This is a genomic window from Rhizorhabdus dicambivorans (genome assembly GCF_002355275.1).
Lineage (GTDB): Bacteria > Pseudomonadota > Alphaproteobacteria > Sphingomonadales > Sphingomonadaceae > Rhizorhabdus > Rhizorhabdus dicambivorans.
In genome coordinates, this window is sequence record NZ_CP023449.1 from 3628220 (window position 1) to 3647570 (window position 19351).

At 68.0% G+C, this 19351-nt stretch carries 17 protein-coding genes; 10 read left to right on the forward strand and 7 right to left on the reverse strand.

The genetic code is table 11. From position 1 onward, the window contains the following. Positions 1 to 767 precede the first annotated feature (767 nt). Complete coding sequence (locus tag CMV14_RS17020) at positions 768 to 1907, forward strand: GGDEF domain-containing protein (RefSeq protein WP_066962037.1); 1140 nt, start codon at positions 768 to 770, stop codon at positions 1905 to 1907. A gap of 736 nt (positions 1908 to 2643) precedes the next feature. On the opposite strand, the gene thiS is transcribed toward CMV14_RS17020, so the two are convergent. Then, positions 2644 to 3690, reverse strand: a complete 1047-nt coding sequence (gene thiS / locus CMV14_RS17025) for a sulfur carrier protein ThiS (RefSeq protein WP_408014337.1) — start codon at positions 3688 to 3690, stop codon at positions 2644 to 2646. A 92-nt stretch (positions 3691 to 3782) separates the two neighbouring features. Here thiS and aroQ point away from each other — a divergent pair, with 92 nt between their 5' ends. The 4 genes from aroQ to arsC are packed head-to-tail and all read left to right on the forward strand — an operon-like array spanning position 3783 to position 6443. Then, positions 3783 to 4223: a type II 3-dehydroquinate dehydratase gene (gene aroQ, locus CMV14_RS17030; protein WP_066962041.1), complete on the forward strand. Its 441-nt coding sequence runs from the start codon at positions 3783 to 3785 to the stop codon at positions 4221 to 4223. Positions 4224 to 4263: 40 nt separating this feature from the next. Further along, a complete protein-coding gene (gene accB / locus CMV14_RS17035) occupies positions 4264 to 4746 on the forward strand; it encodes an acetyl-CoA carboxylase biotin carboxyl carrier protein (RefSeq protein ID WP_066962044.1) in 483 nt (160 codons plus the stop codon). A 6-nt stretch (positions 4747 to 4752) separates the two neighbouring features. Next, positions 4753 to 6108: an acetyl-CoA carboxylase biotin carboxylase subunit gene (gene accC, locus CMV14_RS17040; protein ID WP_066962047.1), complete on the forward strand. Its 1356-nt coding sequence runs from the start codon at positions 4753 to 4755 to the stop codon at positions 6106 to 6108. After that, positions 6105 to 6443, forward strand: coding sequence for an arsenate reductase (glutaredoxin) (arsC, locus tag CMV14_RS17045; protein WP_066962407.1), 339 nt, complete (start codon positions 6105 to 6107; stop codon positions 6441 to 6443). The genes accC and arsC overlap by 4 nt, the downstream gene beginning before the upstream one ends. Here the strand turns inward: arsC and CMV14_RS17050 are convergent, their stop codons facing one another. From CMV14_RS17050 to CMV14_RS17065, 4 genes are all read right to left on the reverse strand, one after another. After that, positions 6444 to 9866 carry a chromosome segregation SMC family protein gene (locus CMV14_RS17050; RefSeq protein WP_066962050.1) on the reverse strand — a complete coding sequence of 1141 codons (3423 nt, stop codon included), beginning with the start codon at positions 9864 to 9866 and terminating at the stop codon, positions 6444 to 6446. 47 nt (positions 9867 to 9913) lie between these two features. After that, the gene (locus CMV14_RS17055) at positions 9914 to 10657 is read right to left on the reverse strand and encodes a thioredoxin domain-containing protein (RefSeq protein ID WP_066962053.1); all 744 of its coding nucleotides are present in this window, start codon (positions 10655 to 10657) and stop codon (positions 9914 to 9916) included. Positions 10658 to 10752: 95 nt separating this feature from the next. Beyond that, entirely contained in the window at positions 10753 to 11460 is a 708-nt protein-coding gene (locus CMV14_RS17060; protein WP_066962056.1) for a DsbA family protein, read from the reverse strand. Beyond that, complete coding sequence (locus CMV14_RS17065; protein ID WP_066962059.1) at positions 11457 to 12035, reverse strand: DUF721 domain-containing protein; 579 nt, start codon at positions 12033 to 12035, stop codon at positions 11457 to 11459. The genes CMV14_RS17060 and CMV14_RS17065 overlap by 4 nt, the downstream gene beginning before the upstream one ends. A gap of 14 nt (positions 12036 to 12049) precedes the next feature. On the opposite strand from CMV14_RS17065, the gene CMV14_RS17070 reads away from it, so the two are divergent. Both CMV14_RS17070 and nudC read left to right on the forward strand, forming a co-directional pair. Then, positions 12050 to 13087 carry an A/G-specific adenine glycosylase gene (locus tag CMV14_RS17070; RefSeq protein ID WP_066962062.1) on the forward strand — a complete coding sequence of 346 codons (1038 nt, stop codon included), beginning with the start codon at positions 12050 to 12052 and terminating at the stop codon, positions 13085 to 13087. Between the two features lie 9 nt (positions 13088 to 13096). After that, entirely contained in the window at positions 13097 to 13993 is an 897-nt protein-coding gene (nudC, locus tag CMV14_RS17075) for an NAD(+) diphosphatase (protein WP_066962410.1), read from the forward strand. Positions 13994 to 14092: 99 nt separating this feature from the next. On the opposite strand, the gene CMV14_RS17080 is transcribed toward nudC, so the two are convergent. After that, a complete protein-coding gene (locus CMV14_RS17080) occupies positions 14093 to 14989 on the reverse strand; it encodes a prephenate dehydratase (RefSeq protein WP_066962065.1) in 897 nt (298 codons plus the stop codon). Positions 14990 to 15146: 157 nt separating this feature from the next. Here CMV14_RS17080 and CMV14_RS17085 point away from each other — a divergent pair, with 157 nt between their 5' ends. The 3 genes from CMV14_RS17085 to serA all read left to right on the forward strand — a co-directional run bounded on the left by CMV14_RS17085 (position 15147) and on the right by serA (position 18992). Beyond that, positions 15147 to 15776: a c-type cytochrome gene (locus CMV14_RS17085; RefSeq protein ID WP_066962068.1), complete on the forward strand. Its 630-nt coding sequence runs from the start codon at positions 15147 to 15149 to the stop codon at positions 15774 to 15776. Positions 15777 to 16112: 336 nt separating this feature from the next. Continuing rightward, positions 16113 to 17273 carry a phosphoserine transaminase gene (locus CMV14_RS17090; RefSeq protein ID WP_066962072.1) on the forward strand — a complete coding sequence of 387 codons (1161 nt, stop codon included), beginning with the start codon at positions 16113 to 16115 and terminating at the stop codon, positions 17271 to 17273. Positions 17274 to 17414: 141 nt separating this feature from the next. Further along, positions 17415 to 18992 (forward strand): phosphoglycerate dehydrogenase, encoded by a 1578-nt coding sequence (gene serA / locus CMV14_RS17095; protein WP_066962077.1) that lies wholly within the window; start codon positions 17415 to 17417, stop codon positions 18990 to 18992. Between the two features lie 128 nt (positions 18993 to 19120). On the opposite strand, the gene CMV14_RS17100 is transcribed toward serA, so the two are convergent. Continuing rightward, positions 19121 to 19330: a GIY-YIG nuclease family protein gene (locus CMV14_RS17100; RefSeq protein WP_408014338.1), complete on the reverse strand. Its 210-nt coding sequence runs from the start codon at positions 19328 to 19330 to the stop codon at positions 19121 to 19123. Positions 19331 to 19351 lie beyond the last annotated feature (21 nt).

Sequence of the window (19351 nt, forward strand, 5' to 3'; positions counted from 1 at the left end):
GCCTGCCGCCCATTGCCAGGCCTATGCCAAGTTCCTGCTCGCCCTACCGGTCGACAACCCACCTCTTGCCCGCCCAATATAGGGACATCGTCCCCTGCTGCTGGACGAAGCCACCCCCTTCATAGCTTATCCTGATCCGGCATCCGGATCGGGTGGCTCTCACGAACCTATACAGCGGCACGCCCTTCTGCATGACGTCGCCCCGTTGATAGGGCTGGCCCCTGTCGGCCATGACGTTTCCGATCGCCTCCACGACGCCCCGAGGAAGATCCGCCTTTCGCTGATAGCTCTGTTCGTCCTGCTTTCCGCAAATGCCTGCGGCGCTGCCGGGACCTGCTCCAGAACCGATCGGCAGGAACATCATCAAGGAAAGAACCCCTCGTCTCATCAGGCAACAATCTATCAGCGCAGCAGGCGTCCGCAACGGAACGATCATCGAAGATGATCTGGCACTCAACCAACGCCGCCAAGAGGGATAGGGGCGATTTGAGCCGGGTTCGGCCGCAATTGTCCGGAGGCGACAATAGGGATGGCTACCCGCCACCGCCCCCATCCACAGCCTAAGCGCAAATACCTAAGTAGCCGCCACGTCGTTTCCAAACCAGCACGGGCACGTTCCATCCGTGCAGGAGTCGTGCGAGCCCGTACGGGGCCTCGCCCGCAGGGAACGATAGTCCGCTTATGACGGCATTGGACGCCATCACCACCGGACAGGGCGGCGTACACACCGCCGCACCCCGTCCCGTGCGGCCCCACGAGTACTCGTGATGCCTGGCGCCCGGCTGACCGAGGATGTCTACGCCGAACTGGTCTGCTCGCTGTTCGAAACGCTGGTGCCGACGATCATCATGGCGATCAGCTTCCTGCTGGTCGGCTGCTGGATCGTCTCGCAGCGGCCCGATCCGCTGCTGTTCCTGTTCTTCATGCTGGCGTCGGTCGCCGCGATGTGGCGCATCGCCCTCCTCCTCTTCTACCGGCACGAGGTGCAGGCAAAGGGTTTCGGCGCCGTCCGCGCGGGCCAGCTGGAGCGGCGGTTCGCCCTTCCCTATTTCGCCTTTGCCCTGTTTTTCGGGCTGTTCGCGGCACGGGGCTTCTTCGTCGGTGCCAATGAGCACCGGCTGCTGATCGTCGGGCTGATCTTCGGCTATGGCGCGGGGGTCGCGGCCGGGATCTCGCTGCGGCCATGGATCGGTATCCCCAGTGCCCTGATCGCCATCGTCCCGATGATCGTCGCCAGCTTCCTCGTACCCCAGCGCTGGAGCACCGGCCTGCTCACCCTCGCCTTCCTGCTCGGCGGGATCGAGAATATGCTGCGCCGCTATCAGGCCGCCTCGCGCCAGTTCGCGATGCAGCGGCTGCTGGCGACGATCGGCCGGCGCGATGAACTGACGGGCCTTTCCAACACCGTCAGGCTGCGTGAGCGGTTCGCCGAGATCACCGCGTCGACACCGCGCGCCGAAACCATCGCGGTCCACGTCCTCATTCTCGACGGGATCGAGGCGGTGAACGAAAGCCATGGCTATCCGGCGGGCGACGCCGTTCTCCAGGCGGCCGGCGAACGGCTCGACCGGCTGATGGTCGGCCGCAGACTGGCTGCGCGGCTGGGCGGCGTCATCTTCGCCGTCGTCCAGCCCGAGTTGTTGCAGCCCCGCCGCGCCGAGGAACTGGCCGGCGAGATGGTCGCAGCGGTCAGCCGTCCCTATACCGTGGGCCGTGCCGAGTTCGTCATTCGCGCCCATGTCGGATACGCGATCGACGTCCAGCAGGGCGCGGATCTGGACAGCCTTCTCAAGAAGGCGGAGGAAGCCGCGCACCGCGCCCGCCAGGACAGCCGCGACATCGTCGAACATAGCCGGCCGACCTGGGCGATGGATTCGCTCGCCCGCGGTGGCCCCCGCTTCGCCTGAACGGCACTTCGCAGAATTTGTTCTTATTTTGTTCTTGAATTTCACCTCAGGAAATGCCATGTTTGGCCGGTCCTGAACCAACGGGGATCATCCAGGATCGTGCAGCCCTCCATCCTCGCCGCATCGCGGCGCCCGCACCCGCGCCGGCACGCCCTGCCGCTCCCCCGCCGTCCACGGCCACCGGCGCTGCCGCATGCACGGCGGCAGGGGCAGCGGCGCGCCGCGTGGCAACCGCAATGCCTGGAAGCGTGGCGTGCGCTCCGCCTGGTTTCGGGAGATCAGCTGTTATGTGCGCGAAAGCGGTCGCTTCACCCGGCTCGCCAATGACATGCTGCGGCTGCAGACGGCCCGGCGGAAGGCCGCCGATGCCGCACGGCGGGCGCGGCTCTGCGAGGGACGACGTGCCGAGAAAAATAAAAAACGCACGATCAACCCCATGCACCCGGGAATTCGGCCTGCTTCACCCCTTTTCCCGTCGCTCCTGCGAAGGCAGGAGCCCATGTCTCTCGCCTCCTCGATGGCGCCTGACATGGGAACGGACATGGCTTCCCGCCTCTGCGGGAATGACGAGGCGGGCGCTGTTCTCGAACGAGGGCCGATCGACATTCTGTTCAGACCGGGTCGAAAATGGTGGTTTTCCGTGACCCGGAGCGCAGCATACTCAAATATATATGAGCACCGGAAGCACGGGAAACCGCCAATTTGCAGGCCGGTATGGGCTGAATGTCGATCGGCCCTAGATCAGCCCCGCCAGCGGGCTCGACGGATCGGCGTACATGCGTCGCCCCATCCGCCCGGCGCGATAGGCGAGCCGTCCGCTCTCCACCGCCAGCTTCATCGCCGATGCCATCATCACCGGGTTCTTGGCCTCGGCGATCGCGGTGTTCATCAGCACGCCCGCGCAGCCCAGTTCCATCGCGGAGGACGCTTCGGAGGCGGTGCCGACGCCCGCATCGACCAGCACGGGCAGCTTGGTGCCCTCCACGATCAGGCGGATCGTCACCCGGTTCTGAATGCCCAGGCCCGATCCGATCGGCGCGCCCAGCGGCATGATCGCGACCGCGCCGGCATCTTCCAGACGCTTCGCCGCGATCGGATCGTCGACGCAATAGACCATCGGCTTGAAGCCTTCCTTGGCCAGTATCTCGGTGGCGCGCAGCGTCTCGACCATGTCGGGATAGAGCGTCTTGGCCTCGCCCAGCACCTCGAGCTTCACGAGGTCCCAGCCGCCCGCCTCGCGCGCCAGCCGCAGCGTGCGGATCGCCTCCTCGCCGGTGAAGCAGCCGGCGGTGTTCGGCAGATAGACGATCTTCTTCGGGTCGATGAAATCGGTCAGCATCGGCGCCTTGGGATCGGCGACATTCACCCGCCGCACCGCGACGGTCACGATCTCGGCCCCCGACGCTTCGACCGCAGCAGCGTTCTGGGCGAAATCCTTGTACTTGCCGGTGCCGACGATCAGCCGCGACCTGAAGGTCCGCCCCGCCACCGTCCAGCTATCATCGTCCCCGCTGTCCACGCCCACCTGATGCTCCCCGTCGCCCCCCGCGACCGGATGGTCGCCACCACCAACGAAATGGACGATCTCAAGATCGTCCCCGTCCTCCAGCACGACCTGCCCGAGCGTGGAGCGCGGCACAACCTCCAGATTGCGTTCCACCGCGACCTTGGCCGGTTCCAGCCCCAGTTCCAGCGCCAGCTCGGCGATCGTCATACCCGCGATCACGCGGCGATGCTCGCCGTTGATACGGAGCTGGATCGTGCCGTCGGGGTTGGTCATCATGTCTCCTCGGCGCACCTGCTAATGCGCTTTCGCTTTCGGTCGGGGGGCCATATAGGGGTCCGGGTCGCAGCATCGCAACGGAAAGGCTTCGCGTGGCGGATCGTCCGGTCATCTATGTGCTCAACGGCCCCAACCTCAACATGCTCGGTACCCGTGAGCCCGAAATCTACGGGACGACCACGCTCGACGACATCGCCGGCATGCTGGAGGACCGCGCGCTCGAACTGGGGCTGGAGATCGACATGCGCCAGTCGAACCATGAGGGGCATCTGGTCGACTGGATCCAGGAGGCCAACGCCTCGGGCGCGAAGGCCGTCATCATCAATCCCGGCGCCTACACCCATACGTCGATCGCGCTGCATGACGCGATCAAGGGGGTGACGATCCCGGTGATCGAGGTCCATCTGTCGAACCCGCATGCCCGCGAGGCCTTCCGCCATGTGAGCTTCGTCGGACAGGCCGCGAAGGGCTCGATCATGGGCTTCGGCGCGCAAAGCTACATGCTGGCGCTGGACGCCGCCGCCCGACTCTGACAATGGCGTCCGCCACGGATCAACAATCTACGAGCAACTGATGGCCGAACAATCGCAGGGGAAAGCAATGCAGGTCGATCCCGAACTGGTGCGCCAGCTTGCCACGCTGCTGGACGATACCAACCTGACCGAGATCGAGGTCCAGGACGGCGAGCGCCGCATCAAGGTGGCGCGCAACATCACGGTCGGCGCCGCCGCGCCGGTCTACGCCGCCCCGGCCGCTGCTGCAGCGCCCGCCCCTGCCGTCGCGGCGCAAGCCGCTGCCGCCCCTGAAGCGGCCGCCGATCACCCCGGCACGGTCAAGTCGCCGATGGTCGGCACCGCCTATCTGACGCCGGAGCCGGGCGGCAAGGCCTTCGTCAGCGTCGGCGACAAGGTGGCCGCCGGCCAGACCCTGCTGATCGTCGAGGCGATGAAGGTGATGAACGCGATCCCCGCGCCGCGTGCGGGCACGGTGAAGTCCCTGCTGGTCGAGAGCGGCCAGCCGGTGGAGTATGACCAGCCGCTCGTCGTCGTCGAGTAAACGCAGATGGCCATCAGCAAGGTCCTGATCGCGAACCGGGGTGAGATCGCGCTCCGCATCCACCGCGCCTGCCATGAGATGGGCATCCAGACGGTCGCGGTCCATTCGACCGCCGATGCCGATGCGATGCACGTCCGGCTCGCCGACCAGTCGGTCTGCATCGGCCCGGCCCCTGCGTCGGAAAGCTATCTCAACATCCCCAGCATCATCGCGGCGGCCGAGATATCCGGCGCCGACGCGATCCATCCGGGCTACGGTTTCCTGTCCGAGAACGCGATGTTCGCGGAGATCGTCGAATCGCACAACATGATCTGGATCGGGCCCAAGCCCGAGCATATCCGGACGATGGGCGACAAGATCGAGGCGAAGACCACCGCCGCCAAGCTCGGCCTGCCGCTGGTGCCGGGATCGGACGGCCCGCTGACGTCGATCGAGGAGGCCCGCACGGTCGCGGCGCGCATCGGCTATCCGGTGATCATCAAGGCCGCCTCGGGCGGCGGCGGACGCGGCATGAAGGTCGTGAACGAGGAGAGCCAACTCGAAACGCTGATGGCGCAGGCCGGCAGCGAGGCGAAGGCGGCGTTCGGCGATGCGACCGTCTATATGGAAAAATATCTCGGCGATCCGCGCCACATCGAGTTCCAGGTATTCGGTGACGGCAAGGGCAACGCCATCCATGTCGGCGAGCGCGACTGTTCGCTCCAGCGCCGCCACCAGAAGGTGCTGGAGGAGGCCCCCTCCCCCGTCATCAGCCACGCCCAGCGCAACGAGATGGGCGCGATCGTCGCCCGCGCCATGGCCGATATGGGCTATCGCGGCGCCGGCACGATCGAGTTCCTCTACGAGAATGGCGAGTTCTACTTCATCGAGATGAACACCCGCCTGCAGGTCGAGCATCCGGTGACCGAGGCCATCACCGGCCTCGATCTGGTCCGCGAGCAGATCCGCATCGCCGAGGGCAAGCCGCTTTCGGTCGCCCAGGAGGATCTGGAGTTCCGCGGCCATGCGATCGAATGCCGCATCAATGCCGAGGATTGGCGCACATTCGCGCCGAGCCCCGGCACGGTGAAGGCCTTCCACGCGCCGGGCGGCATGCACGTCCGCGTCGATAGCGGCATCTACGCCGGCTATCGCATCCCGCCTTATTATGATTCGATGATCGCCAAGCTGATCGTCTACGGGCGGGACCGCGAGGGCTGCTTGCGCCGCCTGCGCCGCGCGCTCGAGGAGTTCGTGGTCGAGGGCGTCAAGACGACCATCCCGCTCCACCAGGCGCTGCTCGACGATCCCGAATTCCAGAAGGGCGACTATACTATCAAGTGGCTCGAGCAATGGCTCGCGAAGCAGGGGCCGGCGGCATGAAGGCGACCATCTGGCACAACCCGCGCTGCTCCAAGTCGCGCGAGGCGCTGGCGATCCTCCAGGGCGCCTCCGGCGTCGAGGTCGAGGTGGTCGAATATCTCAAGACCCCACCGACCCGCGCCCAGATCGCCGCGATCTACAAAAAGGCCGGGATCAGCCCCGCCGAGGGCCTGCGCAAGGCCGAGGAGGGCGCCAAGGCGCTCAAGGGCGCCAGCGACGACGCGATCCTCGACGCGATGGCCGCCGACCCCATCCTGATCGAACGCCCCCTGGTCGAGACGAGCAAGGGCGCGCGGCTGGGCCGCCCGCCGGAGAAGGTACGGGAGATACTGTAGCTACTCCGCCGCGAGCAGCCGCTCCGCGGCGCCGAGGTCGACCGACACCAGCCGGCTCACGCCGCGCTCGACCATCGTCACGCCGAACAGGCGATGCATGCGGCTCATCGTCACCGCGTTGTGGGTGACGATCAGGTAGCGGGTCTCGGTCTCCTGCGTCATCGCGACGAGCAGGTCGCAGAAGCGCTCGATATTGGCGTCGTCCAGCGGCGCATCGACCTCGTCGAGGACGCAGATCGGCGCCGGATTGGTCAGGAACAGGCCGAAGATCAGCGCGACCGCGGTCAGCGCCTGTTCGCCGCCCGACAGCAGGGTCAGCGATGACAGGTTCTTGCCCGGCGGCTGCGCCATGATCTCCAGCCCCGCCTCCAGCGGATCGTCGCTGTCGATCAGCGCGAGATGTGCCTCGCCGCCGCCGAACAGGGTCGCGAACAGCCGCTTGAAATGGCCGTTGACCGCCTCGAACGCCGCCAGCAGCCGCGCCCGCCCCTCGCGGTTGAGGCTGCCGATCGATCCGCGCAGCCGGCTGATCGCCTCGTACAGTTCGTCGCGCTCGGCGATGCTGGTGCCGTACTGCGCCTCGATCTCGGCGAGCTCGGTTTCGGCGACGAGATTGACCGGTCCCAGCCGCTCGCGGTCGGCGGTCAGCCGGTCGAGCCGCGCCGATTCGGCCTGGCCGTCGGCGACCTCGTCGCCCGAGAAGCCGATCTTCTCGGGCAGCGCCGGCGCCGGGCACTCGAAACGCTCGCCCGAGATGCGGCTCATCTCGACCCGGCGGAGCTCCTGATTCTCCAGCCGTGCCTGTGCCCCCGCGCGCGCCTCGCGGGCAGCGGCGAGCGCCTCGCCCGCCTCGGCCATACCGGCCTCGATCGCGCGCAGTTCGGCCTCGGCGAGCCGCTCGGCCTCGCGCGCGGCGGCATCGGCGGTCTCGGCGGCGCGGGCATCGGCGCCGACGCTCTCGATCAGCGCCGCCAGCTCCTCGGGCCGGCCTTCGAGCGCCTTGGTCTCCTTGGCGATCGCGGCGGCACGCGCATCCATCTCGGCGATGCGGTTGGCAGCGTCGCCCGCACGGGTCTTCCAGCTCTTTGCCTCGCTGCGGGCCGCCTCCTGCCGCTGCGCGTCGGCGGAAGCCGCCTGTGCCAGGGTCATCGCCTGGCCCCGAGCCTCGAACAGCCGTGCGCGCACCGTCTCGCTCGCCTGGCGCAGCCGGTCCACCTCGCTGCGGCTGGCCTCGCCGTCGGGCAGGGCCAGCATCGCCGCCATCTGGGCCTCGACCGCCTCGGTCGCCTCGTCGGCTTCGGCCTTGGCGCGCGCCTGCCGCTCGGCCATGGCCGCCTGCTGGGCCGCGAGCCGCTCGATCGCGGTGGTCGCCTGATCCTCGTCGCGGATCGCGTTGCGCTGCGCCGCCTCGGCACGGCTCAATTCGGCGCGGGCGGCATCGATCGCCGCCTTGGCCGACGCGGTCGCGCCATTGGCTTCGGCCAGCGCCGACTGCGCCGCCTCCAGCTCGGCGCGCGCGGCCGGAAGCTGGGCTTCCAGTTCGGAGAGCCGGTTGGCGCGTACCAGCCGCTCGGCCGCCGCCGCGCCGACATTGGCGGCGATGAAGCCATCCCAGCGACGCATCCGGCCATCGCGCGTCACCAGCCGCTGCCCGACCGCAAGCTGCACGCTGCCGTCATCGGCATCGACCACCGCGACCTGCGCCAGCCGCCGCGCCAGCTCGGCCGGACCCTGGACATGATCGGCGAGCCGCTCGGTCCCCGCCGGCAGCGCCGGATCGTCGCCCGCCACCGCTCCCGACCAGCGCAGCGGCCCCTCGCCGCCCACCGCCGCATCGAGATCGTCGCCCAGCGCCGCCGCCAGCGCGCGCTCATAGCCGCGCCCCGCCTTGATCCGGTCGATCGCACGGTCGCCCTTGCCGGCGCCGCTCGCCGCCTTCTCCAGCGAGCGTGCCTCGGATTCGAGCGCGGCAAGCGCGGCCCGCGCCGCGCTGCTCGCCGCTTCGGCCTCGTCGCGGCGCTGGGCGGCGGCGGCGCGCGCCTCCTCGCCCCCGCCGATCGCAGCCATCGCCTCGGCGATCGCCCGCTCGGCCGCCTCGCGCGCGGCGATGGCGGCGGCGCGACGTGCCACCAGCGGTGCCTCGTCACCCAGATTCCCGAGTTCACGAGCAATGCGCTGCGCCTCGGCCTGGGCCCGGTCGAGCCGTTGGCGTGCCGCCGCGACATTGGCCTGGGCGACGCGCATGTCGGCCTGCTCAGCGGCAAAGGCGGCCTGCGCCTTGGCGACCAGCAGTTCGGCCTCGCGCGCCTCGGCCTCCGCATCGCGGACCTGGCCGTCGATCGCGGCCTGGCGGAGCTTGGCCTCCTCGATCCGGCGGCCGAGTTCCTTTTCCTCCTCGGCCAGCGCCGACAGCGCCGCCGCCGCATCGATCGCGAGCCGGTCCTCTCGCGCCCGATCCCGGCTCAATGTGTCGCGGGACTGGGCGATGTCGGCGATCCGGCGCCGCACGCTCTCCAGTTCGCCGGTCAGGGTGGCGAGGCGATGGGCGAGCCCGGTCGCGCGCTCGCGTGCAGTCTGCGCCGCCGCGCGCGCATCGGCGACCTTGCGGGTCGCGTCGGCCTGGCGCGCGGTGATGCCGCGCTGCGCCTCGGCGGCCTGGTTGACCAGCGCCTCGGCGGTGGTCGCCTCCTTCTTCGCGGCTTCGGCGGCAGCAGCAGCATCGCGCCAGCGCGAGAAGATCAGCCGCGCCTCCGCCAGCCTGATCTGATCGCTCAGCGACTTATAGCGCTCCGCGGCCCGGGCCTGGCGGCGCAGGCTGGCGGTGCGCGCCTCCATGTCGGCGATCAGATCGTCGAGCCGGGTGAGGTTGGTCTCGGTCGCGCGCAGCTTGGATTCGGCATCCTTGCGGCGGACATGGAGGCCGGCGATCCCGGCCGCCTCCTCCAGCATCTGGCGCCGCTCGGCGGGCTTGGCGGCGATCACCGCAGCGATGCGGCCCTGGCTGACCAGCGCCGGGGAATGGGCGCCGGTCGCGGCATCGGCGAACAGCAGGCCGACATCCTTCTGGCGCACGTCGCGCCCGTTCATGCGGTAGGCGGAACCGGCGCCGCGCTCGATCCGGCGGGTGACCTCGACCTCGCGATCCTCGTCGGCCTCGGCTTCGGGGCGCTCGGTGAACAGCGTGACCTCGGCGAAGTCTCGCGCCGGCCGGCTGGTCGTGCCGGCGAAGATCACATCCTCCATGCCGCCGCCGCGCATCGACTTGGCGCTGGATTCGCCCATTACCCAGCGGATCGCTTCGAGCAGGTTGGATTTGCCGCACCCATTCGGCCCGACAATCCCCGTCAGGCCGCGTTCGATGATCAGCTCGGCCGGCTCGACGAAGCTCTTGAAACCTGAAAGGCGGAGCTTGCGGATGCGCATCGGCGGCTCAGCAGGCCTCCGTCACAGCGGTGACCGAGGCGCGCATCTCAGCGAACCTGCTCGCGCAGCTTGGTTTCCAGGCCGGGCCAGTCATAGACGCCTTCCTGCCGCACGCCATTGATGAAGAAGTTCGGCGTGCCGTCGACCTTCTCCTCATTGGCGGCGCGGTCGCGGATCTTGATCAACTCGTCGAGCGCGCCCTTGTCCGCAAGGCAGGCCTTGATCCGGCTGTCCGGCACGCCATGCGCCTTGAAGAAATCCTGGAGACCGGAAAGCTCGACCAGCTTGCTGAACTGTTCCTGCTGCGGCAGCGCGCCGATCGACTGGAGCGTCTTCTCGTCAACCGAGTTGAACTTGCCCACCCAATCGGCCTGGGTGGCATAGAGCTGCTCGATGAAGGGGAAGAAGGTGTCGGCGCCCTGGCAGCGCGCGACCAGCGTCGCCGCGACATCGAGCGGATTGAGCACGAAATTGCGATATTCCCAGCTCAGCTTGCCGGTGCGGACATAGTTGGTCTTGAGCGGATCGGCCCCGGCCTTGGTGAAGTCGCGACAATGCGGGCAGGTCATCGACGCATATTCGACCAGCTTCACCGGCGCGTCCGGATTGCCCATGCGGAAACCGCCTTCCGGCGTCTTGACGATGGTCTCGCTCCAGTCCTTCCCCGTGTAGGGAGCGGCCGGCGCCGCGGGAGCGGCCATGTTGGCGGTATTGGACTCGCCTTCCTTCTTGCCGCAGCCGGTGACGGCCAGGGCAAGGCCAAGGGTCATGAGAGCGAGCGTCTTCTTCATCTGCCTATTATCTCCACGCAGCGCGCACGGGGGGTATCGGAACAGTGATAGCGGGGGTCGCGACGGGCGCAAGGGTGCCAGGGCCTATCCGTGCGCTATTTCAGCGCCGCCCTGATCAGCGGTTCGAGATCGGCCCAGTCATGGACTCCCTCCTGCCGCTTGCCGTTGATCAGGATCAGAGGCGTGCCGGGAATCGCGTCGCGCTCCCAGCTGTTGCCGGCCATCTGCGCAAGCTGCTGCTGCGCCTTTTCGTCGGCCATGCAGGCGGCGAAGGCCTGCGGGCTCATGCCGCGCCTGGCGAAAAAGCTGTCGAAGCCCGAGGCGCGCGCCACGGCGAGCATCTTCTCATCGGACGACTTGCTGTCAAAGCCGGGCACGGCAGCCGCTCCCGCTCCCTTCTGCATCCATTGCGGCTGGGTCGCGAACAGCGCCTCGATCGATTCGAGATAACGGGCCGGCGGCTCGCAGCGGAGCAGCAGCGAGGCCGCGAAATCATAGCCGTCGCGCACGGCGTGGCGCACCTCCAGGCTGACCAGCCCCCTGGCGATGTAATCGCGCTGGAGCGGCGGCAACGCCTCCGCCGAAAGCTGCGCGCAATGCGAACAGGTCATCGACAGATATTCGACGAGTTTCACCTTCGCCGCCGGATTACCGATCACGATGGCGCCTTCGGCGGTGCGGCCTGCGGTCGTCAGCCAGTTGCGGGCGGCAGTCGCCTTGGCTTTCGGCTTGGCCGCCGGCGCCGCGAGCGCGGGTACGCAAAGCGCGGCCAGCAGCGCGGCCAGCAACAGACGGGATTTCACTTCTTGCTCTCTCCGGATGCGACGACGGGCGGGCCGCTGGTCGCGGCGAGCGCCCCGGCCAGCGATTCGAGGCAAGCGCGCAGCTCCGGGTCGCCGATCTCGCGCAGGCTTTCGCCCAGATCGAGCGGGACCGGCTGGAGCGAAGGCGGCGCCTTGCGCGCCTCGCGCGGGGGTTCGGCGCAGGCGCCCTGGCGGATGGCGAGCCGCGCGACCGCCGGATAGCCGAAGAAGCGGTTGACCCGCTCGACGATCGTCGGCGCGACATGCTGGAGCATCGGGCCATGCGCGCCCTCAACGATCAGGGTCAGCACCCCTTCGGACCGGCGCCCCTGCGGGAAGCGGATCGATTCGGGCACCGAGACGCGGGCATAGCGCTCCCCCACGATCTCGGCCCAGCGGCTGACCACCGAGCTCTGCACGAAACCGAACTTGCGGAAGGCCGCGCGACCGACATCGGGCAGCATGTCGGCCAGCTTGCGCGCCGCGCCGCCGCGCGGGCGAGGCTCGGCCGCCGGCTGCTTCGGCTTGCTCGCCACCTTGCGGGTCTTGATGGTTTCGCTCATCGCGCGCTTCATGCCATAGGCGCCCCATGCCCGTCGATGCCGTCCCCGAAAAATTGCTGAACTGGTACGACGCGCACCACCGCCGCCTGCCCTGGCGTGCGGGGCCGGGCGAGCCCCGCGCCGCGCCCTATCGGGTGTGGCTGTCGGAAGTCATGCTGCAGCAGACCACGGTCGCCGCGGTGAAATCCTATTACGCCCATTTCACCACGCGCTGGCCCACCGTCGCCGATCTGGCGGCCGCCGACGAGGCGGAGGTGATGGCCGCCTGGGCGGGGCTCGGCTATTATGCCCGCGCCCGCAACCTGATCGCCTGTGCCCGTGCCGTCGTGAACGACCATGGCGGCGCCTTTCCCGACAGCGAAGCCGGCCTGCGCACCCTGCCCGGCATCGGCGACTATAGCGCCGCCGCCATCGCCGCCATCGCCTTCGGCCGCCGCGCGGTGGTGGTCGATGCCAATGTCGAACGGGTGACGAGCCGCCTGTTCGCCTTCGATGGCCCCCTGCCCGTCGGCCGGCCCGCGATCCGCGAACTGGCGGACCGGATCACGCCGGACGAACGCGCCGGCGATTTCGCCCAGGCGATGATGGACCTCGGCTCCTCGATCTGCACGGTGCGCAACCCGCAATGCCTGATCTGCCCCCTCCACGGCGATTGCGCCGCGCGGGCCGCCGGCAATCCCGAAGCCTATCCGGTGAAGGCGCCCAAGAAGGCCAAGCCGCAGCGCCGGGGAACGGCCTTCTGGATCGAGCGCGACGGCCATGTCTGGCTGGTGCGCCGCCCCGCCAAGGGCATGCTGGGCGGCATGCGCGCGCTGCCAACCGGCCCCTGGACCGATGCCGATCCCGGGCTGGCCGAAGCCCCCGCCAAGGCCGATTGGGTGGAGGCGGGATCGGTCGACCATGTCTTCACCCATTTCGCGCTCAGGCTGCGGGTCGTCACCACCCGGAAACCTGCACCGCTCAATGAAGGCGAATGGTGGCCGATCGCGCGGATCGAGGAGGCCGGGCTACCCACCCTCTTCGCACGCGCCGCCGCCCGCGCTATCGCCGCCGCGCAAGACTAGGAAGAGATGATGTCCCTGATCCCCACCCCCGGCTTCACCGGATCGCCGCTGGTCCGCATCGATATCGAACGCGACAACCAGGATTATTTCGACCAGGCGGTCTCCAGCCTGTCGGCGCGGCTGCTCCGCCTCGACGGGCTCAAGCCGGTGCTGGAACCGGATGGGAGCCTCAGCTGGGGTTCGCTGGCCGAGGCCGATCCGGACGTTGACTTGGCCCTGCTGGGCCTGATCGACGGTAAGCCGCGCTTTGTCGCGCTGGCGCCAGTCGACATGCGGCAGGACCAGCGCATGGGCACGATCAACGGCGCGATGGCGATGACCGAGCCGGGGGCGCCCGCCACCTATGCCGCCGCCCGCTCGCTGGTCGACTGGCACAACCGCCACCGCTTCTGTGCCAATTGCGGGCAGCGGACGACGGTGCGCCGGTCGGGCTGGGCGCGCTTCTGCCTGAAGGATGCCGGGGGCTGCGGCGCCGAACATTTCCCGCGCACCGATCCGGTTGTGATCATGCTCGCCGAATATGGCGACAAGGTGCTGGTCGGGCGCAACAAGAACACGATGCAGGGCAAATTCTACTCGGCGCTCGCCGGCTTCCTGGAGGTCGGCGAATCGATCGAGGATGCGGTCGCGCGCGAGCTGTTCGAGGAAGCCGGGGTGATCGTCACCGAGGTGCGCTACCTCACCAGCCAGCCCTGGCCGATTCCGTCGCAGCTGATGATCGGCTGTGTCGCGAAGGTCGAGAGCAACGTGGTGACGCTGGACACCAACGAGCTAAACGATGCGATATGGGTCGATCGCGATCAGGTGCGGGCGGCGCTGGCCGGGGAACCCGACGCCCTGTTCACCATGCGCTATCCGCTGGCGATCGCGCATACCCTGCTGCAAGCCTGGGCCAACGGCGCCTGAACCATATCGTCGCCCCGGCGAAGGCCGGGGCCGCAAGAGTTGAAGCGCGCACCCAGCCGCTGGCGGCCCCGGCCTCCGCCGGGGCGACGCCCGGGAAGATCACATCCCCCGGTCGCGGGCCTGGGGGTAGGTGCCGAGCAGGCGCACCCATTTGGTGTGGAACGCCAGCTCCTCGAGCGCGCGGCGGACGTGCGGCTGTTCGGGGTGGCCCTCGATATCCGCGTAGAATTCGGTCGCCGCGAAGCGCGCGCCGCGCTGGTAGCTTTCCAGCTTGGTCATGTTGACGCCGTTGGTCGCGAAGCCGCCCAGCGCCTTGTAGAGCGCGGCGGGGATGTTCTTCACCTCGAAGATGAAGGTAGTCATCACCGGGCCGTTGTCCGGCGAGATGTCCAGCCCGGCACGGGCGAGCACGACGAAGCGGGTGGTGTTGTCGTCGGAATCGGCGACATTCTCCTCGATCACCTTGAGGCCATAGACCGCCGCCGCGATCGAGGGAGCCAGCGCCGCGACATGGGTGTCGCCTGCCTCGGCCACCGCCGCGGCCGCGCCCGCCGTGTCGGGATAGCTGATCGGCGTCATGCCCTGCGCGCGCGTCCAGTGCCGGCACTGGCCGAGCGCCTGGGGATGGCTCATCACCTCGGTAATCTTGCCGTGGTTCGGCAGCGCCATCAGCGTGTGGCGGATGTGCAGGAAATGCTCGCCGGTTATCACCAGCCCCGATTCGGGCAGGAGGAAGTGCATGTCGGCGACGCGACCGTGCAGCGAATTCTCGATCGGAATCACCGCGCAATCGGCGCGAAAGTCGCGCACCGCATCCAGCGCATCCTCGAAACTGAAGCAGGGCAGCGGCAGGCCGTTGGGAAAGGCCTCCAGCGCGGCGATGTGCGAATTGGCCCCCGGCGCGCCCTGAAACGCCACGGCGCGGCCCGGATCGGCGGCACAGGCGGCGGTCATCTCGGCGACGAGCGCCTGCGCGGGGGCGGGATAATTCTGCATATGGCGCGCGGATTAGGCGGGCCTCCGTTCCCGCGCAAGTCGCAGCGCAGCATATTAGCTTGTTCGAACGCTTGCGGAGGCCCACAAGCGATTCTAAAGGGGCTGCGAATTCGGCGTGGGTCCTCCCCCACGTGATCAACGGGAGCTCAAGGGGCACATGGACGATCGCGCAAACACGATTGCGGGCTGGGCGCTGGCTGGCGGCATTGCCGCGCTGGGCCTTTCGATCCTCAGCGGCGAATATTTCAAGGCCGAGCGCCCCGAGAAGATGGGCTATGTGGTCGAAGGCGTCGAGGAAGAGGGCGAGGCTGGTGCCGCCGAGGCCGAGAAGCCGATCGCCTTCTATCTGGCGAGCGCCGATCCGGCCAAGGGCGCCGACGTCTTCAAGAAGTGCGCGGCATGCCACAATGCGGAGAAGGGCGGCGCCAACGCGCTGGGCCCGAATCTGTGGGGCGTGCTGGGCGAGGGTGTCGGCCAGGGCGCGCATGGTTTCGCCTTCTCCGACGCGCTCAAGTCGAAGGGCGGCACCTGGGACTGGCAGAATCTCAGCGACTGGCTGAAGAATCCGAAGGCCTTCGCACCGGGCACCAAGATGACCTTCGCGGGTCTCTCCAAGCCTGAGGACCGCGCCAACATCATCGCCTATCTCAACCAGCAGAGCGACGCGCCCCGCCCGATGCCGGCGGTCCCCGCCGAAGCCGCGGCCCCGGCCGCCGAGGGCGCCGCCGCCGACAATGGCGCGGCCCCGGCCGAAGGCGGCAACGAAGCGGCGCCGGCCGCCAAATAAGCTTCAGCCTGGCGCCGACCAGATCAAGCCCCGGGGCGTTGCTCCGGGGCTTTTTCTTTGCCTTCCTACCGGCGCCGTTTTTGTCGTTCCCGCGAAAGCGGGAATCCACGGTTACGTCCGCTCCACCTTCCTGCCAGTCGCCGTCCATGGGTTCCCGCTTTCGCGGGAATGACGCCGGGAGGAACGCTAACTACCTGATATTCCTCCATTCGCCGCCGTAACGATTTTTGTGCGCCGCACCCATTCGGTCATTGACTTGCCGCAATCCATCTCTAGAGACGGCGGCGGGCCACGCTGTCCCAACGCAGCGCGTGCTCTCTGTGAGGAGAGTCTTAAATGACTGAATATCTGCGCCCGGCGGCGAAGCCGGCACGTCCCCATTTTTCTTCCGGTCCCTGCGCCAAGCCTCCCGGCTGGGCTCCTGAGAAGCTTGCCACCGGCTCGCTGGGCCGCTCGCACCGCTCCAAACTCGGCAAGGCCCGGATCAATCACGCGGTCGACCTGACCCGCGAGATCCTCGGCATCCCCGCCACCCACCGCATCGGCATCGTCCCCGGTTCCGACACCGGCGCCGTCGAGATGGCGCTGTGGAGCCTGCTCGGGGCCCGCAAGGCGACGATGGTCGCTTGGGAAAGCTTCGGCGAGGGCTGGGTCACCGACGTCGTCAAGCAGCTCAAGATCGAGGCCGATGTGGTCAAGGCGCCCTATGGCACCCTGCCCGATCTCGCCGCGCTCGATCAGGACACCGATATCGTCCTCACCTGGAACGGCACCACCTCGGGCGTCCGCGTCCCCAATGGCGACTGGATCAGGGATGATCGCGGCGGCCTGCTGATCGCCGACGCCACCTCGGCCTGCTTCGCCATGGACATGCCGTGGGACAAGCTCGATGTCGTCACCTTCTCCTGGCAGAAGGTGCTGGGCGGCGAAGGCGCGCACGGCATCCTCGTCCTCGGCCCCCGCGCGGTCGAGCGGCTGGAAAGCTACACCCCCGCCTGGCCGCTGCCGAAGATCTTCCGCATGACCAAGGGCGGCAAGCTGATCGAGGGCATCTTCAAGGGCGAGACGATCAACACCCCGTCGATGCTGGCGGTCGAGGATTATATCCACAGCCTCGAATGGGCCAAGCAGCTGGGCGGCCTGAACGGGCTGATCGCCCGCGCCGACGCCAATGCCGCAGCGCTCGACGCCTGGGTGCAGAAGACCGACTGGATCGACCATCTCGCCGCCGATCCGGCATCGCGTTCGAACACCTCGGTCTGCCTGAAGTTCGCGGACGGCGCCGTCACCGGCCTCGACGACGAGGCCAAGCTGGCGCTCGTCAAGAAGATCGCCGGCGCGCTGGAGCTGGAGGACGCCGCCTATGACGTCGCCGGCTATCGCGACGCCCCGCCGGGCCTGCGTATCTGGTGCGGCGGTACGGTCGACACCGCCGACATCGAGGCGCTCGGCCCGTGGCTCGACTGGGCCTGGGCCCAGGCCACCGTCGCGGCCTGAACGCAGCCTCTCCATTATTCACGTCACCCCAGCGAAGGCTGGGGTCCATGTCTCTCTCCGCACGGGATGACATCGCGGAAGACGACAGACATGGATGCCAGCCTCCGCTGGCATGACGGTTCACTTCAAGGATGAACTGACATGCCCAAGGTACTGATTTCCGACAAGATGGATCCGCTCGCCGCCCAGATCTTCCGCAATCGCGGGATCGAGGTGGACGAGATCACCGGCAAGACCAAGGACGAGCTGATCGCGATGATCGGCAAATATGACGGCCTCGCCATCCGCTCGGCCACCAAGGTCACCAAGGATGTACTGGCCGCCGCGACCAACCTGAAGGTCGTCGGCCGCGCCGGCATCGGCGTCGACAATGTCGATATCCCCGCCGCCTCGGCCAAGGGCGTGGTGGTGATGAACACCCCGTTCGGCAACTCGATCACCACCGCCGAACATGCCATCGCGCTGATGTTCGCCCTCGCCCGCGACCTGCCGGAGGCCGACAAGTCGACCCAGGCCGGCAAGTGGGAGAAGAACCGCTTCATGGGCGTCGAGGTGACCAACAAGACCCTCGGCCTGATCGGCGCGGGCAATATCGGCTCGATCGTCGCCGATCGCGCGATCGGCCTGAAGATGAAGGTCGCCGCCTATGACCCCTTCCTGACCCCGGAGCGCGCGGTCGAGATGGGTGTCGAGAAGGTGACGCTGGAGGAGCTGCTCGCCCGCGCCGACTTCATCACCCTCCACACGCCGCTGACCGATTCGACCCGGAACATCCTGTCGAAGGAGAATCTGGCCAAGACCAAGAAGGGCGTGCGCATCGTCAACTGCGCGCGCGGCGGGCTGATCGACGAGGCGGCGCTGAAGGAAGCGCTCGACAGCGGCCATGTCGCGGGCGCCGCTCTCGACGTCTTCGTCACCGAGCCGGCGACCGAATCGCCGCTGTTCGGGACGCCGGGCTTCATCTCCACGCCGCATCTCGGTGCCTCGACCAACGAGGCGCAGGTCAACGTCGCGATCCAGGTCGCCGAGCAGATGGCCGATTTCCTGCTGTCGGGCGGCGTCACCAACGCGCTCAACATGCCGTCGCTGTCAGCCGACGAAGCCCCGAAGCTGAAGCCCTACATGGCGCTGGCCGAACATCTCGGCGGGCTGGTCGGCCAGCTGGAGGGCGATGCGATCAAGGGCGTCGCCATCGAGGTCGAGGGTGCGGCCGCCGAGCTCAACCAGAAGCCGATCACCGGCGCGGTGCTGGCGGGGCTGATGCGCGTCTATTCGGACACGGTGAACATGGTCAACGCGCCGTTCCTGGCCAAGGAGCGCGGTCTCGACCTGCGCGAGGTGCGCCACGACCGCGAGGGCGACTATTCGACCCTCGTGCGCGTGACCGTCACCACCCCGGAAGGCGCCAAGTCGGTCGCGGGGACGCTGTTCGCCAATGCCGAGCCGCGCCTCGTCGAGATCTTCGGCGTCAAGGTCGAGGCCGACCTGACCGGCGAGATGCTCTACATCGTCAATGTCGATGCCCCCGGCTTCATCGGGCGGCTCGGCTCGACCCTGGGCGAGGCGGGCGTCAACATCGGCACCTTCCACCTCGGCCGCCGCTCGGCGGGTGGCGAGGCGGTGCTGCTGCTCTCGGTCGACACGCCCGTGGACGACGCGCTCAAGGCGAAGATCGCCCAGCTCCCCGGCGTGAAGAGCGCCAAGGCGCTGCGCTTCTAGGCTTTGATAGTCGCCCCTGCGAAGGCAGGTGCCCATGTCTCTCCCGGCTAGGCGGTGATCTCGTCATAGAGATCGCGCCAGCCGGGATTGGCTTTTTCGCTCAGGTCGAGTTTCCAGGCGCGCCGCCATCACTTCAGTGACTTCTCCCGCCAGATGGCGCCTCCGATATCGTCGTGGCGCTCGACATAGACCAGACGGGTCAGGCCATGTGCCCGGCAGAATTCAGAACCCTGACCGATACGGTGCAGATATATGCGCTGAGCCAGATCGGCTGGCACACCGATATAGAGCGTTCCGGAAACGCCGTTGGTCATGATGTAGACGTAGCCGCCCTTCATCCGCCGCACCTTGCGTGGAAA

Bases quoted from the DNA above. Each gene is read 5' to 3' on its own strand.
- CMV14_RS17020 (WP_066962037.1), top strand. From the start codon at position 768: ATGCCTGGCGCCCGGCTGACCGAGGATGTCTACGCCGAACTGGTCTGC.
- thiS (WP_408014337.1), bottom strand. From the start codon at position 3,690: ATGATGACCAACCCCGACGGCACGATCCAGCTCCGTATCAACGGCGAG.
- accB (WP_066962044.1), top strand. From the start codon at position 4,264: ATGGCCGAACAATCGCAGGGGAAAGCAATGCAGGTCGATCCCGAACTG.
- accC (WP_066962047.1), top strand. From the start codon at position 4,753: ATGGCCATCAGCAAGGTCCTGATCGCGAACCGGGGTGAGATCGCGCTC.
- arsC (WP_066962407.1), top strand. From the start codon at position 6,105: ATGAAGGCGACCATCTGGCACAACCCGCGCTGCTCCAAGTCGCGCGAG.
- CMV14_RS17050 (WP_066962050.1), bottom strand. From the start codon at position 9,866: ATGCGCATCCGCAAGCTCCGCCTTTCAGGTTTCAAGAGCTTCGTCGAG.
- CMV14_RS17055 (WP_066962053.1), bottom strand. From the start codon at position 10,657: ATGAAGAAGACGCTCGCTCTCATGACCCTTGGCCTTGCCCTGGCCGTC.
- CMV14_RS17065 (WP_066962059.1), bottom strand. From the start codon at position 12,035: ATGAAGCGCGCGATGAGCGAAACCATCAAGACCCGCAAGGTGGCGAGC.
- CMV14_RS17070 (WP_066962062.1), top strand. From the start codon at position 12,050: ATGCCCGTCGATGCCGTCCCCGAAAAATTGCTGAACTGGTACGACGCG.
- nudC (WP_066962410.1), top strand. From the start codon at position 13,097: ATGTCCCTGATCCCCACCCCCGGCTTCACCGGATCGCCGCTGGTCCGC.
- CMV14_RS17080 (WP_066962065.1), bottom strand. From the start codon at position 14,989: ATGCAGAATTATCCCGCCCCCGCGCAGGCGCTCGTCGCCGAGATGACC.
- CMV14_RS17085 (WP_066962068.1), top strand. From the start codon at position 15,147: ATGGACGATCGCGCAAACACGATTGCGGGCTGGGCGCTGGCTGGCGGC.
- CMV14_RS17090 (WP_066962072.1), top strand. From the start codon at position 16,113: ATGACTGAATATCTGCGCCCGGCGGCGAAGCCGGCACGTCCCCATTTT.
- serA (WP_066962077.1), top strand. From the start codon at position 17,415: ATGCCCAAGGTACTGATTTCCGACAAGATGGATCCGCTCGCCGCCCAG.
- CMV14_RS17100 (WP_408014338.1), bottom strand. From the start codon at position 19,330: ATGAAGGGCGGCTACGTCTACATCATGACCAACGGCGTTTCCGGAACG.